Origin of the sequence: Mesorhizobium sp. ESP7-2 (genome assembly GCF_020164715.1) — a bacterium.
Classification (GTDB): Bacteria; Pseudomonadota; Alphaproteobacteria; order Rhizobiales; family Rhizobiaceae; genus Mesorhizobium.
Map to the genome: position 1 here is coordinate 138,195 of NZ_JAIUGQ010000002.1, position 16,638 is coordinate 154,832.

Below are 16,638 nucleotides of genomic sequence, written 5' to 3' on the forward strand. Positions count from 1 at the left end.
CGCCGCTTGGGACCTTGTTTTGTCAGGCCGCGTGCAGGCTGCCGCCGTCCAGCCACTCGAGTTCGGCAGGCGAAAGCGCGATGTCCAGCGCACGCAAGCTGTCGTCCAGTTCGCCCAGCGTGCGGGGCCCTATCAACGGAACCGACGGGAAAGGCTGATTGAGCACATAGGCCAACGCAATGTGGATCGGGCTCTTGCGCAGCCGTGCGGCGAGTTCGATCGCGCGGTCGCGGCGGCCGAAATTGCGCTCGGAGTACCAGACCCGAACCAGTTCCTCGCTGTCGCGCCTGTCGCGCCCGGCGCGGTCGGTGAAGAAGCCCCGCCCCTGGCTCGACCAGGCGAAGTTCGGCATCTGCCTGGACGTCAGCCAGGCTTTCCAATCATCGGTGGAGGAGGTGACGCAGCCGGCCCAGATCGGCTCCAGCATTTCGGCCAGCGAGAAGTTGTTGGAGAGCACGCCGGGCTTCTGCTTGCCGGTGCGCTCGGCATAGGCAATCGCCTCGTCCATGCGCTGCATCGTCCAGTTCGAGCCGCCGAACGGACCGCGAATGCGCCCGGCCTTGACCTCGCGGTCCATGGCGTCGACGAATTCGCCGACCGGCACGTCCGGATTGTCGCGATGCATGAAATAGACATCGACATGGTCGGTCTGCAGGCGGTCTAGCGACTGGGCAAGCTGCTTGGCGATCACGTCGGGATAGCAGAGCGGCGAATGCGCGCCCTTGGCGATGACGACCGACTGCTCGCGCACGCCACGGTTCCTCAGCCATTGGCCGAGCAGCGTCTCGGTGTAGCCGCCGCCATAGACATAGCCGGTGTCGAAGAGATTGCCGCCAGCCTCGAAGAAGGCGTCGAGCAGGATCGACCCGGAGGAAAAGGTGCGAAAATCCTCGAAGCCGAGCGCCACCACGGAGGCCGGCTTCGCCAGGCCCGGAATGGTGCGCTTGCCGATCGCGGTGCCGCCCGGGCGCAAGGGTCGCCCGGAGATGGTGTTGGTGCGTAGCGAGGCCTTCTCGATCTCATATTCCAGCCCCACCGCCGCGCGCCATCTGTCGAGCACGCGCAAGGTGCCGAGGCTGTCGGCCCAGCCCATGCCCGGCCAGGCGAATTCCTGACGCCCGGCGCGGATCGCCTCGCCGGCGGCATCGACCTCGAAGGAATAGACATGGCGCTTCTCGTTGACGCTGATGGTCTCTTGCGCGCCGTCGGCACCGATCACGTCGATCCGGCCGAGGCCGACATCACGGTCGCCGCCGGCGAACCAGAAGTCTGGCACCTCGATACGCCCCTTGGTGCCGAAGATGCGCAGGACGTTGTCCTGGTTGAGCGAGATGCTGCAGGAAACCTCGGCGACGATGCCGCCGGGAAAATGCAGCAGGGCCGAGGCCCACTCATCGACGCCGGACTGGCCAAGATGGGCAGCGCCGGCGACCTTGTCGGGTTCGGCGAATGGCGTTCCTGCGGCAGCGCCGGCAATCAGCCGCACCATCGAAACGGGATAGCCGCCGACATCGAGGATGCCACCGCCGGCGAGATCGTTCGCGTAGAGCCGGTGCTGCGGCATGAAATCAGGCATGGCGAAGCCGAAGCTCGACTTGATCATCCTGATCTCGCCGATGACGCCGGACTTGATCAGGTCGACCAGTTGCAGCGTCTGCGGATGCAGCCGGTACATGAAAGCCTCGCCGAGGAAGATGCCGGCCTTGCGCGCCGCATGCATCATGGCGTCGGCCTCGAAGGCGGTCAGCGCCAGCGGCTTTTCGCACAGCACATGCTTTCCGGCTTCCGCCGCCCTGATCGCCCATTGCACATGACCGGGATGCGGGACCGCGATATAGACGGCGTCGATCTCAGAGTCGGCGAGCAGAGCGTCATAGCCATCGAGGACGCGGGCGCCGGGAAAGCTCTCGGCCAGGCCCGGCTTGCCGGGATTGCGCGCGCCGATGGCGACCAGTTTGCCGGTATGCGAACCGGCGACGCCGCCGGCAAAGGCCTTGGCGATGCCTCCCGGCCCAAGAATGCCCCAGCGAATGGGCGTGGTTGAAGTCATGTCATTCTCCTTGCGGGCTGGGAAAGGGGCGGCCGGTCAGCGCAGCCGCAGCCCTTTTTCGTCGAACAGGTAGGATTTGCGGATGGAAACGGTGACATCTGATGTCTCGGGGACTTTTGCCGCGTCGCGCTGGATCACCACGTCCTCGCCATGGGCCGTCCTGGCATAGAGAAAGCTCGTGCCGCCGAGGTGCTCGACCACGTCGATGGCGACGGTGAGGTCGGCGTCGCCCTCCCCCGCACTGCCGAAATGTTCCGGCCGCACGCCGACGATGACCTTGCTGCCCGGTTCGGGCGCGGCGCCTGTCAGCGGTTGGACGACACGGGTCTTCTCCTCGCCCGCCAGTTCGACCACAACGCCTTTTGCATCACGCCCGACAATGTGGGCCTTGATGAAGTTCATCTTCGGCGAACCGACAAAGCCGGCCACGAAAATATTGTCGGGATTGCCATAGAGATCGAGCGGCCGGCCGATCTGCTCGACATGGCCGCCGCGCAGCACGACGATCCGGTCGGCGAGCGTCATCGCCTCGGTCTGGTCGTGGGTGACATAGACCATGGTGGCGCCGAGTTCCTTGTGCAGCCTCGAGATCTCGACCCGCATCTGGACGCGCAGTTCGGCATCGAGATTGGAGAGCGGCTCGTCGAAAAGGAACACTTGCGGCTCGCGCACGATGGCGCGGCCGATGGCGACACGCTGGCGCTGGCCACCGGAAAGCTTCTTGGGGCGGCGATCCATCAATTCGCTGATGCGCAGGATCTCGGCCGCGCGCTTCACCCGCCGCTCGGTGTCGGCCTTGGGGTTGCCGGTCATGCGCAGCCCGAAGGAGAGGTTCTGTTCGACGCTCATATGCGGATAGAGCGCGTAGGACTGGAACACCATGGCGATGCCACGGTCGGCCGGCTCGACATCGTTGACCACCTTGCCGCCGATGGCGATCTCGCCGCCGCTGATGTCCTCCAGCCCGGCGATCATCCGGAGCAGCGTGGACTTGCCGCAGCCCGACGGGCCGACGAAGACGACGAACTCGCCATCGGCGATGTCGATGTTGGCGCCATGGACGACCTCGAAGGCGCCGAAGCGCTTGGCGACATTGGTGAGTGTGACGGTGGCCATTCTGCTCCCTACTTGACCGCGCCGGCGGCGATGCCGGCGATGAAATGACGCTGCAGGAGCACGAAGACGATGAGCATCGGCACGGTCAGCATCACCGCGCCCGCCATGATGCCGCCCCACGATACTTTGGTCAGGCCGATCAGCGTGCCGAGCGCCACGGGTGCTGTCATCGAACCCGGCTGGCTGTTGATGAGCAGCGGCCACAGATAATTGTTCCAGGAGGCGAGGAACAGGATGATGCAGAGCGCGGCCAGCATCGGTCGGGCCAACGGCAAGGCGATGAAGACGAAGATGCGCCACTCCTTGACGCCCTCGACGCGGGCGGCATCGAACAGGTCATCGGGCATCATGGAAAAGCTCTGGCGCATGAACAGCACGCCAAGCGAATTGAACAGCGGTGGCACGACCAGCGCCACCCATGTGTTGGCGAGCTTGAAGTCGCGCGCCACCATGATGAATTGCGGGATCAGCACCACCGCATAGGGCAGCGTGATGGTGCCCAGGATGATGGCGACGACCACGCTTTTGCCGAAGAACTGGTAGCGGGCCAGCGCCCAGCCGGCCATTGAGGTCAAAAGCACCGACAGGACGGTGTAGGTCACCGCCACGCAAACGGAGATGATGATGGCGCCGACGAAGTCGGTGTCGCGCTGCAGATTGTTGAAATTGTCGATGAAATTGCCGTGCGGCAACAGTTCGATGCCGGGGCTGAAGATGCCGTTGTCGGGCATGGTCGAGAACACCACCATCATCCACAGCGGAAACAGCCAGATCAGCGCCAGCGGCGTGAGGAAGAGGTGCAGCGCGATGCTTCGTTTCAGTCTTGCCGATGAGAGTGAGCTCATTTCGGTTCCCTCGTCAGCCACAGCTGCACCAGCGTGATGGCGATCGCGAGACCCGCCATGGTGTAGGCGACGGCCGAGGCATAGCCGAAGTTGAGCGAGCGGAAACCCTGGCGGTAAAGCAGCAGGCCGAGCGTCTCGGTGCCACCGCCCGGCCCGCCACGCTCGGTGATCAGGAACGGCTCGGTGAACAATTGCATGGTGCCGATGATCGACAGCACGGCGCAGAAGACGATGACCGGCTTCAACAGCGGCAGGGTGATGTGGAAGAATTGCTTGAGCTTGCTCACCCGGTCGAGCGTCGCCGCCTCGTAGACATCGTCGGGAATGGATTGCATGCCGGCAAGCAGGATGATGGCGTTGTAGCCGGCCCAGCGCCAGGTGACCGCGATCATGATCAGCGCCATGGCCGGCGTGACATTGGAGAACCAGTCGATCTTGGGCAGGCCGATGCTGTTCAGGAGCTTGTTGACGATGCCGAAATCGAGGCTGAACATCAGCCGGAACACCGCCGAATAGGCGACCTCGCCGACCACGACCGGGGCGAAGAAGGCGAAGCGGTAGAGACCGCGCGCCTTGAGCAGCGGCGAATTCAGCAGCACCGCCATTACCATGGCCAGCGCGATCATCACCGGAACCTGGATGACAAGGATGAGCAGCGTGTTCTTCAGCGCGTTGAAGAAGGCAGGGTCGCCGATCAGCCGGCCCCAGTTGAAGCTCGGTGCGAAGCGCCACGGCACGGTGCGCGTCGCCTGGAACGAGATCAGGAACGAGGAGATGATCGGCCACACCCAGAAGATGGCGAAGATCAGGAGATAGGGTGTGAGGAAGCGATAGGCCGTGGCATTGCGGTTGCGCATCTTTTCTCCTCCTCCTTTCTGCTTTTCTGGTTTGTGCAGGCGGCAATTGCCGAAGTAGGCGCCGCCCCTCATCCGCCTGCCCGTCCTCCGCAGCAGCTGCGGAGAGTGGACCGGCACCTTCTCCCCTTATAGCGACGGGGAGAAGGAAGCTGTCGGCACCTCAGGACTTGACAGGCAGGCCAGTCGCCGAGGCGATCTGGCTGGCGGCATCGTCGAGTGCCGCCTTGGCGTCGGGATAGCCGCCGGCCAGATATTTGGTCTGCACGGCGCGCACGATGATCTCGGCATCGCTCTGGAACTGCGTGCCGCGGCTCGGAACAACCTTGGGCAAGGTGCCCAGAATATCCTTCCACACCGCCTGGCCACCCCAGTAGGGCAGGCCCTGGCTGACATAGGGGTCGTTCAGGGCCGAGACCAGCGAGGGGACGAGACCGAACTCCTTCAGCATGGTGATCTGGCCTTCATTGGTGCCGAGCGTGTATTTCAAATACTCGTAGGCGGCTTCCTTGTTCTTCGACGCCGAGGTGATGGCGAGCGAGGAGCCGCCGAGATTGGCGGCGCGCGGGCCGTCCGCGGTCAGGCTCGGCATCAGGTAGACGCCCCATTTGCCGTTTTCGCCGGCCGATTCGGTGCGGATGGTGCCCTCGTACCAGCCACCATAGACCTGGGTGGCGACGGTTCCGGCGGTGTTGTTGGTGATCTTGGTGCTCCAGTCGGCGGAAGAGACGATGCCGGCGTCCTTCATCTCCTTGACCTTGGTCATGGCGTCGACGCATTTGGGCTGGTTGACCGTGATCGACTGGCCGTCCTCGGCGAAATAGGCGCAGCCCTGTTCGTTGGAGATCATGCGGAAGAATTCACTGTCGCCGTTGAAATCGGCGTTGGTCATCGAGACCCCCGGATTGGCGGCCTGGATCTTCTTGCCGGCGGCGATGAAATCGTCCCAGGTCTTGATCGATGCCGGATCGACGCCGGCCTTCTCATAGAAGTCGCGGCGATAGAAGGCGGCGACCGGGCCGGAATCCCACGGCATCGCATAGGCCTTGTCGCCGACTTCGAGTTCGGTGCGCTTGAAATCGGGGAATTTCTTCTGGTCCTCAGCCGTGTAGCCCAGCGTGTGCAGGTCGACGAAACAGTCGGGGAACTGGCTCCAGTAATTCTCGGCCTCGCCATTCTCGATGGTGACGATATCGGGCAGGCCGACGCCACCGGCCGCGCATCCGGCGATCGACTTGTCATAGGTCGGCTGGTTGCCGAGATCCTGGACCGTGACCTTGATGTCGGGATGCAGCTTGTTGAAGCCGGCAACCGTTGCTTTCAGGGATGAAGCGGCGATATTCCAGCTCCAGATCGTGATTTCGCCGGATTGTGCGAAAGCCGGGGCGGAGCCCAGGGCAAGCGCTAGCGCGGCGCAGGACAGTGTGATGCGCATTGAAATCCTCCCATTTCATTTGCTCTCTCTGCGAGCGTGGCTAGATTAGGCACCGGCAAAGGCCTGTCCCTGACAGAGGGAATATGAAATTGGCGGAAAGTAAGATGTCTGACAGGCCGTTTTACCAGCCCGGCGCCAGCAGCGTGGAAGGCCTGCCGCTGCTGTTACAGATGTTCCACACCAATCCGCTGGTGATGCTCAAGCCGCACTGGCACGCCCAGGTCGAGGTGAATTTCATCGTCCGCGGCACCGTCCACTACCGCATGAACGAGCACCAAATAGCGCTTTCGGCCGGCGAGATGTGCCTGTTCTGGGGCGGCCTGCCGCACCAGATGGACGATTTGAGCGACGACGCCGTCTATGCCGGCGCGCATCTGCCACTGGTGCACTTCTTTCGCCTGCATTTGCCGGCGGACGTACGCCACCGGCTGATGACGGGTGCGACGCTGGTAACCAGCGCCACCGATCAATCCGACAACGACAATTTTGCCCGCTGGAACCGCTATGCCCGCTCTGGCGATCCGGCCAAGGCCGAGCACGCCGTCAACGAACTCCTGCTCAGGCTGGAGCGGGTGCGGTTCGAGCCCTACCGGCTGGTGCCGGGAAACGCCGCCGGGCAGGAAGGGGGCACTCCCTTCGACCAGCAGTCGTCGCGCAATGTCGGGCGTATGTGCGATTTCATCGCCGAGAATTTCCTCTACGACATCGATTGCATGAACATAGCGGCGGCCGCCGACATCCACCCGAAATACGCCATGAGCCTGTTCAAGAAATCGACCGGCATGACGCTCAACGAATATGTCAACCTGTTGCGGCTGAGCTACGCGCAGGCGCTGTTGATGCATCAGGACGCCAATGTGCTGCGCGTCGCCATGGATTCAGGCTTCGGCTCGCTCAGCGCCTTCAACAAGTCCTTCCGCAAGCTGGCCGGCATGACGCCGTCCGACTTCCGCAAGAGACTGGCAAGCGCCAGATAGGCGTGCGCACGGCATGGAAACAGGCCGATCGAACGGCATTTCTTTTCCTCAAGGAAATCCACATCTGGGCGCTGGACAGGCCGAATTCCCGTGCTATAACCCACGCGCTTTCAAGGGGCGCCACGGCGTCGCCATGAAATCCGGAACACGAGTTTTCGTTAGCCGGAGCAGGCCCAGATAGCTCAGTTGGTAGAGCAGCGGACTGAAAATCCGCGTGTCGGTGGTTCGAATCCGCCTCTGGGCACCATCTTTCTTGTCACCCCAACAAGATCAAGAAGATAAGCCAAATCAGCATGTTGCGCTCGCCTGACTGTGTTACAAAGGTGTGCAACTATGCTCTATCGGCTGGTCCGTCCCGTGAAGCGAACAGGTTCCTCCAAACAGCAATTCGTCCAGCGCATCCCCGCTGACCTGCGAGATCGCATGGTCGGCATGAAGCTGGCTGTCCCGATCGGCGGAGAGACGGCGTTCGTCACCATCACACCGAAGACCGAAAGCATTCGCTTCTCGTTGAAGACCGGGGACCCCAGCGCGGTGAAGAACCGGCAGGCGGACGCAGCGGCATATCTGGAGCAAATCTTCCGATCGCTGCGGGAGGATAAGCCGGTCGCACTCACGCATCGTCAAGCCGTGGCCCTTTCTGGCGAGCTCTACCGTGCCTGGGCGAGCGATTACGATCATCGCAGCACCATCTCCTTCGTGCAGAATGCAGATGGCACCGTCGAGCGCGACGACAGCTTGGACCTTGACCTGTTGGAGGCGGGCTATGCGTCTATCGTCAAGAAGCTCGGGAGGCTGAAGGAGGACGGGGATGCCCCAGCTGTGGAGAATGCCTTGGGGCCGCTCGTCGATCGGTTGCTGCTTGCTCATAGCATTCCTGCGATCGACCCGGCGTCCCGCCCGATGGTGCTTCGTGAATTCTTGAAGGCACTCCGTGAGGGGATGGAGGTGCGACAGCGGAAGGCGGGCGGCGATTATTCGCCCGATCCTCGCTCCGAGCGGTTTCCCGAGTGGAAGGCTCCCGGCAGGCCGCAGACCGCGCCGAGCGTCTCGCTAACGGGCCTGGTCGAATCCTGGTGGCAGGAGGCGAAGGCGTCGGGCCTCACTGCAAGCACGCACGAAAGCTACCGCAAGGCGGCTGCAACGCTGGCGGCGTTTCTGAAGCACGACGATGCCTCCCGCGTGACTGCCGACGACCTCGTTCGCTTCAAGGATCACCTCTTAGTCACCGTCAATCCAAAGACCGACAGAACCCTCAGCGCCAAGACCGTGAAGGACAGCTACCTTTCCGGCCTTCGGAGCGTCTTTAGCTGGGCGGTCAATAACAGGAAGATGGGGGCGAACCCCGCTACCGGCATCACCATCAAGGTCGGCAAGCAGCGACGGCTTCGCGAAAGCTGGTTCACCCCCAGGGAAGTCACAGCCATCCTTACAGCCTCGGCCAACGCAAAGAAGGGTCCAAAGGAGAAGCCGCAGCGCCATGGCCTCATGCGATGGGTTCCCTGGCTTTGCGCGTATACCGGCGCTCGCGTCGGCGAGATCGTGCAGCTACGCAAGGAGGACGTCCGCCAGGAGGGCAAGCACTGGATCATCACAATCACGCCGGAAGCGGGGACTGTGAAGGATAAGGAACGTCGGGAAGTGCCGCTGCACCCGCATCTGGTTGAGACGGGGTTTCCGGCGTTCGTGAAGGCTGCGGCGGACGGGCATCTCTTCATGTGGTCTGGTACTGACCGGTCTGCCTGGAGGACAGCCAAGAATCGCCTCACCGAATTTGTGCGCACCGTCGTCAAGGACCCGAACATTCAGCCGAACCACGCTTGGCGGCATACGTTCAAGACAATGGGCTCGGAGGCCGGAATCCAGGACAAGGTGCTCGACGCAATCTGCGGCCACGACCCGCGAACGGTCGGCGAAGGCTATGGCGGAGTGACACTGGTCACCAAAGTGAAGGCGATGGACGCTTTCCCCCGGTTTAAGATCGACCGAAACTAACTCGCCGTCAGAGGGCCTCGATTATCCGTTGCAGTCTGCTATGACCTCGGAGGTGGCTAGGGAAACACATTATGATCGAAAAGCAGGACCGCCAAAAGCAGCTCGCCGTTCGGATTGCGGAGAACGCCACACCCGACCAGAATCACGCCCTGCAGACCCTTGTGGTAAAGCTACTGGATCTTCACCAATCGGACTTGCCCGTTTACGAGAAGGGGCGAGCCGCTATCTCCGCGACAATCAAGAGCAAGGCGATCTGGCCTGTCCTGAAGATCATCGCCTTCGAAACCAAGAAGCATGGTTGGGATAAGCGCTCGGCCGCGCAACGATTAGGGCTCAGTGCGGCCGCTGTCGGAGTTGCGATGTTTGGCGGTGCAAATGCAGGGATTGCCGCCCTCGGCGGCGCGGTTGGGGTTCCACTTTGGGTGGTTCTGGGCGGCGGCGCGATGTTTGCTCGATACCTTTATGAGGAACTTCAACGATCGCAAAAAGGCGAGAGTGGAGCGACATATTCGGTGTTGGATGGTGAACGCGTCGAGCCTCCGAAGAAGTAGCACCCATGACGCCAGCGGTGCCGCCGCTTGCTCTGCGCCCCGTCATATCCAAATCACTCAGTCATTTAGGATGATCTCGGCGCTGTGATCGAGACGGGACTTGACTGCCTCCCAGCCTGGCATGGAGCGCGTCAGGAGGCGGAAGAACTCGGGGCTGTGGTTGTGTTCCCTGAGGTGGCAAAGCTCGTGGGTGATGACGTAGTCGATCGCCTCGCGCGGTGCCTTGACCAGGAACGGATTGAGTGTGACCGAACCGCCTGTCGCGCAACATGTCGAGCAGGCGAAATGCCGGCGGCTCCTGGACCCACGGCAGCGCCTTCGAGATTGCCTCGATGCGGCCGGCGAAATAGTCACGCGCCCTGATGCGATACCAGGCCCGGATGCGAGCCCGAAGCGCCGACCCGTCGATGCTGTCCGTGGCGACGATTAGAAGGCCACGCTTCAGCTTTATGGACCGCTCGGCCTTGGGGACCTGCACCACCTTCAGGACATAACGGCGGCCGAGATAGAGCGCCTGCTCGCCGCTGACATATTGCCGGGGCAGGACATGCTCGAAGCGTTTGCGGGCATCGGTGACGTGCTGGATAACCCAGCGGGCACGTTTCATTACCGCCTTGCGGATGGCCTCCTCGCTGGCGTTCTCGGGCGCTTCGACCTCGACGGCCCCATCGGCATGAACGTGGATGGCAATGCGCTCGCGGCGGGCCGGGTTGACCCGCACGGAATAGGCGATGCTCTCGTCGCCATAGCGGAGCGTCGACAGGTTGCGCTCAGAGAGTGCCACGCGAGGCCCCCAGGCGGACGATCTCGACAATCCGGTCTACTAGCGCCTGAGCCTTGTCCAACCCGCCCAGCGCCCTGAAATAGCGCGGCAGGAGTTGCCTCCTGATTTCGGCTTCGATGTTGGCCGGGTTGATGGAGAGCGTCGCCACCGCGTTGCTCACCACCTCGTCGACATGGAAGGCCTCGGCGACAAGCCAGTCCTCGCCGCGATCCCGCGCCGTCACCTCGCCCAGCACCAAGGGGAACAGACCGAAATAGGCCTGCGCGTGTGGATTGTCGGGAAAGCGGTGGGGAACATGGGGATTGGCCCGCATTCTCGCCTTTTCCTCCAGGTCCTTGAACAGGATGTATTGCTTATGCGGATGATCGAAGAGGGATTCCGCCTCCTTGATCGCTTGGCGTAGCAGGTCGGAAAAGACCGCTTGGGCATACGGGTCATCGGCCAGCGTTTGCTCGATGGTCTTTGTCAGCCGCGTCTTGATGACATCGGTCTCGGCTCGGGTCTTGTCGTCGCTCCAGCCGGTGTCATAGCCGGCCTGTTTGTTGTCGCTGAAGCCGGTGAGGTCGATGACGCCTTCCGATTCCTTGATCTCGACGCCGACGACCTGCTTGTCGACCAGCTTGCGTATCTGCTCCTCATAGGCCGAGAAGTCGACCGTCTCCATGGCGTCCTGCTTGGCCTGGATGCGCAGCTCGGTGAAGAACTTCAGGTCCGTCTTGTAGCCGGCGATCGTGGCCTCGCTAAAAGAGCCGTCCTCGAAAAAGGCGCGGGATGACAGGGCGAGCTTGAGGCACATGCCGAACTCGGTCAGCGCCGCATAGAAATCCTCGCGCACCTTCTGGTTTCGGTCATAGCTTACGCCACCGTCACCCAGGACCGAATCCGGGGTCAGCACCAGACGGAACTGCTCGCGGTCACCCTTGTTCTTGACGCTTGCGAAGGTTGCCCACAACGCGGCATGGAGGCCGGGCAGGCGCTTGTATTCGGTCGAGACGCTGGCGAAGGTGCCTTCAAGGTCCTCGATGTCGTAGCCGCCTTGGGTGCGCTCGGCGAGGTCCTGGTAGTCCTTCAGCGAGGTGTCGAGTTCCTTCAGGATGCCGCGATAGTCGATCAGAAAACCGAACTGCTTGGACTCATGAAGCCGATTCACCCGCGCAATGGCCTGGAGCAGGTTGTGCTCCTTCAAATATTTGTCGATGTAAAGCACCGCATTGCGCGGCTCGTCGAAGCCGGTGAGCAGCTTATCGACCACGATGAGGATGTCGGGCCTGCCGGGGGTGGAGAAATCCTCTATGACCGTCCGCTCGTAGCCTCCGGATCGTTACCGACATTGGCCGCCCACCATTTCTGGACTTCCGGGGTCTTCGCCTCGTCGGTGTCCTCATGGCCTTCACGGGTGTCGGGCGGCGAGATAATGACGGCGCTGGTGACGAGACCGGTGGCGTCGAGCGCTTGCTGATAGCGGATGGCGGAGAGCTTGCTGTCGGTCGCCAGTTGCGCCTTCAGCCCGGTGCCAAGCTCCTTGAAATTCTGCGAGAAATGTGTGGCGATATCCCAGGCGATGAGGTCGATGCGGTTGCCGGCGCGGTAGACACTGCCTCGGGTGGCGAACTTCTTCTTGAGGTCGGATTGCTGCTTGTCGGAAAGCCCCGTGGTGATCTTGTCGAACCATTTGTCGATGGCTTCGGCATTCACGTCGACCACCGGCCGGCGCTCTTCATAGAGAAGCGGGGTGACCGTCCCGTCCTCGACCGCCCGCTGCATGGTGTAGGCGTGAAGGATCGGCCCGAACTTGTTCTGCGTCTTATCGTCCTTCAGCAGCGGTGTGCCGGTAAAGGCGATGAAGGCGGCATTGGGCAGCGCCTTGCGCATCCGCTCGTGGTTCTCGCCGCCATGGCTGCGATGTCCTTCGTCAACTAGCACGATCAGGTCTTCAGAGGCGTTGTGGCATTCCTTGAAGCGGGTCGCCGAATTGAATTTTTGCAGCAGCGTGAACATGATGCGCTCGGTGCCCGTGCCGATGCGTTGCGCCAGGTCGCGGCCGGATGAGGCCTTGGCGTTCTCGCCCTCCTTCTTCGTCGCTACCGCAGAGCCGAAAGCTCCGCCCGCCATGAAGGTGGTCGACAGTTGGCGCTCCAAGTCGACCCGGTCGGTGATGACGAAGATGCGGCAGCGGGCAAGAGCGTCATGGATCAGCAGCGCCTTCAGCAGGAAGACCATGGTGAAGGACTTGCCGGAGCCGGTCGTGTGCCAGATGACGCCTCCTTCTCGGCCGCCGTCGCGGTTGCGCTTCTCCATGCGCTCCAGCATCGACTTTACGCCGAAGACCTGTGGATAGCGGGCGGCGATCTTGCCCAGCTTGCGGTCGAAGAGCAGGAAATAGCGGATGGACTCCAGCAGGCGATCGGGCCTCAGCAGGGAGACAATGAGCCGATCCTGTCCGGTCGCGGCGACAGGCTTCGACCAAAGGCCGTCGAAGAAGGCACGGACATAATGCGGGCGCTCGGCGAACAGGGCGGAATGCTGTTGCGCCGTCAGTGGGGCATTGGCAAGCGTGTCGATCGCAGCAGCCGGGATTTCCTCCTCGCGCCACATCGACCAGAATTTCGCCGGGGTCTCGGTGGTCGCGTATTTGCCATCCTGCCCGGAGATGGAAAGCAGGAGCTGGGCATGGGCATAGAGCGCGGGGATGCCATCCGGCTTCTGGTTGCGAAGGTGCTGCGAGACCCCCTCGGCCAGCATCAGTTTTTCGGCACGGCTTCCGGTCGGGCGCTTCGCCTCGATGACGGCTAAGGGGACGCCGTTGACGTAGAGCACGATGTCGGGCCGGAAGCGGCCATGCCCGCCCTCGCGTTCGACGGAAAGCTCCTCGGTGACCTGGAGGCGGTTGCTCATTGGGGCCGCGAAGTCGACCAGCGGCACGGTAACGGAATGCTTGTGGCCGTCCGGCATGAACTCGGAGACGGTGACGCCAAGGGCAAGATGCTTCCAGATCCGCTCATTAGCCGCCGTCAGGCCCTCGTTGAGGCCGGTGTCATTGAGCGCCTTCAGCACCTGGGCAATGCTGCTGGCGGAGAGCGCATGGCTCGTGCCGCGATAGGAGAACCGCCAGGCGGAAAGATGGTCGCGGACGGCGGATTCCAGGATGACGGCGCGTTCGGACCCGCGCAGAATGAGACATTGGGCCGGCGACAGATAGGACCAGCCGAGCTTCAGCAAGAGGGCGAGTGCCGGGACCTTGGCCTGGATTTCTTCTTCGGTCCTTGGGCGCTCGGGAGCGTTCACACCGTCACCCGCCACTTGCCCGTCAGGAGCTGCTGCATGAGGGCGGCCTTCTCCGCGCGGTAAAGCTTGATCGAACTCTTGAGCCGCTTCGCTTCTGTCTCCACTGTGGCAATCGCGTCCGCAATCCGTTCCTGCTCTTCAAGGGTCGGCAGTTGGATAGGAGCCTCCTCGATGGAGCCTACCCTTAGGCCAAAGCGCGTTGCCCCGTTTGCGCGAGACGCAAAGTAAGTCTGTGTGTGAGGATGCTCAAAGTAGAACTTGAGGAAGCGGCCTGACGCGCGAGGGCCCGGCCGAATAATTGCGAGATGATAACCGCAAACCAGATCATCGGCAGTCGCCGAAACGTATGCAGGCACCGCTATATCGCTCGGGGTTTCGCTGTCCTTTGTTATCAGCACATCGCCAACATGAAGCCCAAATTTCTTGATCTGAGCGGATGTAGCTGTTGCTTCCATAAATGGGAGTGACGGTTGCAATATATCGTTGGCATAGACATCCATATAATTGCAGAGCCTGACCGGGATGTCGCCATCGACCGATTTCTTGTCGACGTTCGACACGATGACCTCGGCGACGTCCCGTAGAGTCTGGCGAGCCCAAGGCCCTCCAAAGCCATTCAATCGTCTCTTTCCCGTGAGCAGTTGCTGCATGAAGGCACGCTTCTGAGCCACTGCATTGGCGAGCAGTTTTTCGGTGGTCTCAATGGCCGCATCCCAGGTCGAGAGGATTTCGGCGATCTTCTTTTGCTCAGGAATTGGAGGGACAAGAAACCGGAGTTGCCCAAGGTGCCGAAGAGATATGAATGGTTGTGCTCCGCCTGACCTGGCTTCCCGGCCAATTCGGCTTTCCTCCGACCGAAATGCCTGGAATAGAAACTTAGGATCGATGTGTTCGGGGTTTGGTTTTAGCAAAGCAACATTCTTCATGCTGAACTCGAATGTCACGTTCACCGCCGCGCATTGGCCAACTCCAGCGCCAATATTCACAACGACAAGATCGCCAAATTGCGGATTGCATCGTCGATAGATTTCGCGGTGATCATCCTCCGTCAGAAAAAGACAATCGTCAAAACGTATGTGTCCGTCTTTTACATGAATGGCTGTAATATATGGAATGCCGCCATCGACTGGGGTCGGGGTATCATGCGTACCGTCCGTAACTTTCGAGCAGAGCTGACGGACATTCGCGGTTCGCCACTCCTCAGGCACCATAGCCAAGTTCCCTCAAGAAGCGTTCCATCCTCGTCTCAAGTTCATCCATCTCCACCTTCAGCTTCATTCGCTCGGCCCGCACCGCCAACAGGTCTATCTCCTCCTCCTCCTCGAAGGTGTCGACATAGCGCGGAATATTGAGGTTGAAGTCGTTATCGGCGATCTCTTTTGCCGTGGCCAGATGGGCATATCTGTCGATCGAAACTCGGTCATCGAAGGCGGCGAATATCTTCAGAAGCTGCTGCTCGCCGAGGCGGTTCTGGTTGGTGCCTTCCTCGTAGTCGCGGCTGGCGTCGATGAAGAGCACGGTGTCGTCCGGCTTCTTCTTTCGGAAGACGAGAACGGCGGCGGGGATGCCGGTGCCGAAGAACAGCTTTTCGGGAAGGCCGATGACAGTATCCAGAAGGTTCTCCTCGACCAGCTTGCGGCGGATTTCGCCCTCGCTCGATCCCCTGAAGAGCACGCCATTCGGTACGACGACAGCCATGCGGCCAGTGCGTTGCTTCATGGTCTCGATCATGTGCAGGATGAAGGCGTAGTCGCCCTTGGTCTTCGGCGGCAGACCGCGACGAAAGCGGCCGAAGCGGTCGGCGCCGGCCTTCTCCGAGCCCCATTTGTCGAGGCTGAAAGGCGGATTGGCGACGACGACATCGAAATGGCGCAACCGGTCTTCCGCCGTGCGTAGCTTCGGGTTACCGATCGTGTCGCCCCACTCGATCTGGTGGTTGGTCTCGCCGTGCAGGAACATGTTCATCTTGGCCAGCGCCCAGGTCGAGCCGATCGCCTCCTGGCCATAGAGCGCGTATTTCCTGGAGCCGGTGTGCCTGGTAATCTCCTGCCCGCATTTCATCAGCAGAGACCCCGAGCCGCATGTCGGATCGCAGATGTCGTCACCTTCCTGGGGCTCGACCAGCCGCGCCATGAGGGTGGAGACTTCGGCGGGCGTGTAGAACTCACCGGCCTTCTTGCCGGCGGACGCCGCGAAGCGAGAGATGAGGTATTCGTAGGCGCCGCCGATAATGTCGAGGCTACCTACCCGGCTTGGCCTCAGGTCGAGGCTATCCTTGGCGAAATCCTCCAGGAGCAGGCGCAGGATGTCGTTCTTCTGCTCCTCGTCGCCCAGCTTGTTGGCATTGAAGGAGATGTCTTGGAACACGTCGCGCAGCTTGTTCCCGTTCGCTTCCTCGATGGCGTGAAGGGCCTTGTCGATCCGCTCGCCGTTGCCGGCCTTGTGGCGGTCACGATGGAGGTCATAGAAGCTCGCGCCCTTGGGCAGCACGAACTGCTCGTTCTTCATCAACGCCTCGATGAGGTCGGGATGGTTGCCGTGCTCCTTGCGGTAGGTCTCGTAGTGGTCCTTCCACACATCGGAGATGTATTTCAGGAACAGCATGGTGAGCACGTAGTCCTTGTAGACCGATGCGTCGACTGTACCCCTAAAGGTGTCGCAGGCCGCCCATGCCGCCTTGTTGATTTCCGCCTGCGTTACGCGACCTGATGCCATGATGCCCCCTTCGAATCGGCTCGAATACACC

General features: G+C 61.7%; 13 protein-coding genes, 1 tRNA gene and 1 pseudogene. 4 read left to right on the forward strand and 11 right to left on the reverse strand.

Annotation, left to right across the window (positions count from 1 at the left end):
• Positions 1 to 22: 22 nt before the first annotated feature.
• From LB543_RS03005 to LB543_RS03025, 5 genes are all read right to left on the reverse strand, one after another.
• Positions 23 to 2,050 (reverse strand): aldo/keto reductase, encoded by a 2,028-nt coding sequence (locus tag LB543_RS03005; RefSeq protein WP_224613001.1) that lies wholly within the window; start codon positions 2,048 to 2,050, stop codon positions 23 to 25.
• 36 nt (positions 2,051 to 2,086) lie between these two features.
• On the reverse strand, positions 2,087 to 3,166 hold the full coding sequence (locus tag LB543_RS03010) for an ABC transporter ATP-binding protein (protein WP_224613002.1): 1,080 nt from the start codon (positions 3,164 to 3,166) through the stop codon (positions 2,087 to 2,089).
• 8 nt (positions 3,167 to 3,174) lie between these two features.
• On the reverse strand, positions 3,175 to 4,011 hold the full coding sequence (locus LB543_RS03015; RefSeq protein ID WP_224613003.1) for a carbohydrate ABC transporter permease: 837 nt from the start codon (positions 4,009 to 4,011) through the stop codon (positions 3,175 to 3,177).
• Positions 4,008 to 4,868 carry a carbohydrate ABC transporter permease gene (locus tag LB543_RS03020; RefSeq protein WP_224613004.1) on the reverse strand — a complete coding sequence of 287 codons (861 nt, stop codon included), beginning with the start codon at positions 4,866 to 4,868 and terminating at the stop codon, positions 4,008 to 4,010. The genes LB543_RS03015 and LB543_RS03020 overlap by 4 nt, the downstream gene beginning before the upstream one ends.
• Positions 4,869 to 5,028: 160 nt before the next feature.
• Positions 5,029 to 6,300, reverse strand: coding sequence for an ABC transporter substrate-binding protein (locus LB543_RS03025; RefSeq protein WP_140758902.1), 1,272 nt, complete (start codon positions 6,298 to 6,300; stop codon positions 5,029 to 5,031).
• 83 nt (positions 6,301 to 6,383) lie between these two features.
• On the opposite strand from LB543_RS03025, the gene LB543_RS03030 reads away from it, so the two are divergent.
• The 4 genes from LB543_RS03030 (at position 6,384) to LB543_RS03045 (ending at position 9,823) form a co-directional block, all read left to right on the forward strand.
• Entirely contained in the window at positions 6,384 to 7,277 is an 894-nt protein-coding gene (locus LB543_RS03030) for a helix-turn-helix domain-containing protein (RefSeq protein ID WP_224613005.1), read from the forward strand.
• Between the two features lie 171 nt (positions 7,278 to 7,448).
• Positions 7,449 to 7,524, forward strand: a tRNA-Phe gene (locus LB543_RS03035).
• A gap of 86 nt (positions 7,525 to 7,610) precedes the next feature.
• On the forward strand, positions 7,611 to 9,272 hold the full coding sequence (locus LB543_RS03040) for a tyrosine-type recombinase/integrase (protein ID WP_224613006.1): 1,662 nt from the start codon (positions 7,611 to 7,613) through the stop codon (positions 9,270 to 9,272).
• Between the two features lie 71 nt (positions 9,273 to 9,343).
• Positions 9,344 to 9,823, forward strand: a complete 480-nt coding sequence (locus LB543_RS03045; RefSeq protein WP_224613007.1) for a hypothetical protein — start codon at positions 9,344 to 9,346, stop codon at positions 9,821 to 9,823.
• Positions 9,824 to 9,880: 57 nt separating this feature from the next.
• Here LB543_RS03045 and LB543_RS34040 read toward each other — a convergent pair whose 3' ends face one another.
• From LB543_RS34040 to LB543_RS03070, 6 genes and pseudogenes are all read right to left on the reverse strand, one after another.
• Positions 9,881 to 10,177 (reverse strand): M48 family metallopeptidase, encoded by a 297-nt coding sequence (locus tag LB543_RS34040; protein ID WP_318012949.1) that lies wholly within the window; start codon positions 10,175 to 10,177, stop codon positions 9,881 to 9,883.
• Positions 10,152 to 10,607, reverse strand: a pseudogene (locus LB543_RS33850) (M48 family metallopeptidase); the annotation flags it as partial. The gene LB543_RS34040 and the pseudogene LB543_RS33850, both read right to left, overlap by 26 nt.
• Entirely contained in the window at positions 10,594 to 11,859 is a 1,266-nt protein-coding gene (locus tag LB543_RS03055) for a UvrB domain 3-containing protein (RefSeq protein ID WP_224613008.1), read from the reverse strand. The gene LB543_RS03055 and the pseudogene LB543_RS33850, both read right to left, overlap by 14 nt.
• Before the next feature lie 38 nt (positions 11,860 to 11,897).
• Positions 11,898 to 13,892, reverse strand: coding sequence for a type I restriction endonuclease subunit R (locus tag LB543_RS03060; protein WP_224613009.1), 1,995 nt, complete (start codon positions 13,890 to 13,892; stop codon positions 11,898 to 11,900).
• The gene (locus tag LB543_RS03065) at positions 13,889 to 15,103 is read right to left on the reverse strand and encodes a restriction endonuclease subunit S (RefSeq protein WP_224613010.1); all 1,215 of its coding nucleotides are present in this window, start codon (positions 15,101 to 15,103) and stop codon (positions 13,889 to 13,891) included. The genes LB543_RS03060 and LB543_RS03065 overlap by 4 nt, the downstream gene beginning before the upstream one ends.
• The gene (locus LB543_RS03070) at positions 15,093 to 16,607 is read right to left on the reverse strand and encodes a type I restriction-modification system subunit M (protein WP_224613011.1); all 1,515 of its coding nucleotides are present in this window, start codon (positions 16,605 to 16,607) and stop codon (positions 15,093 to 15,095) included. Before LB543_RS03070 ends, LB543_RS03065 begins: the two co-directional genes overlap by 11 nt.
• Positions 16,608 to 16,638: the final 31 nt, after the last annotated feature.

Excerpts from the sequence above, each read along its gene's own strand:
- LB543_RS03005 (WP_224613001.1), bottom strand. The coding sequence starts at position 2,050 with ATGACTTCAACCACGCCCATTCGCTGGGGCATTCTTGGGCCGGGAGGC.
- LB543_RS03030 (WP_224613005.1), top strand. The coding sequence starts at position 6,384 with ATGAAATTGGCGGAAAGTAAGATGTCTGACAGGCCGTTTTACCAGCCC.
- LB543_RS03065 (WP_224613010.1), bottom strand. The coding sequence starts at position 15,103 with ATGGTGCCTGAGGAGTGGCGAACCGCGAATGTCCGTCAGCTCTGCTCG.
- LB543_RS03010 (WP_224613002.1), bottom strand. The coding sequence starts at position 3,166 with ATGGCCACCGTCACACTCACCAATGTCGCCAAGCGCTTCGGCGCCTTC.
- LB543_RS03070 (WP_224613011.1), bottom strand. The coding sequence starts at position 16,607 with ATGGCATCAGGTCGCGTAACGCAGGCGGAAATCAACAAGGCGGCATGG.
- LB543_RS03040 (WP_224613006.1), top strand. The coding sequence starts at position 7,611 with ATGCTCTATCGGCTGGTCCGTCCCGTGAAGCGAACAGGTTCCTCCAAA.
- LB543_RS03020 (WP_224613004.1), bottom strand. The coding sequence starts at position 4,868 with ATGCGCAACCGCAATGCCACGGCCTATCGCTTCCTCACACCCTATCTC.
- LB543_RS03025 (WP_140758902.1), bottom strand. The coding sequence starts at position 6,300 with ATGCGCATCACACTGTCCTGCGCCGCGCTAGCGCTTGCCCTGGGCTCC.
- LB543_RS03015 (WP_224613003.1), bottom strand. The coding sequence starts at position 4,011 with ATGAGCTCACTCTCATCGGCAAGACTGAAACGAAGCATCGCGCTGCAC.
- LB543_RS03045 (WP_224613007.1), top strand. The coding sequence starts at position 9,344 with ATGATCGAAAAGCAGGACCGCCAAAAGCAGCTCGCCGTTCGGATTGCG.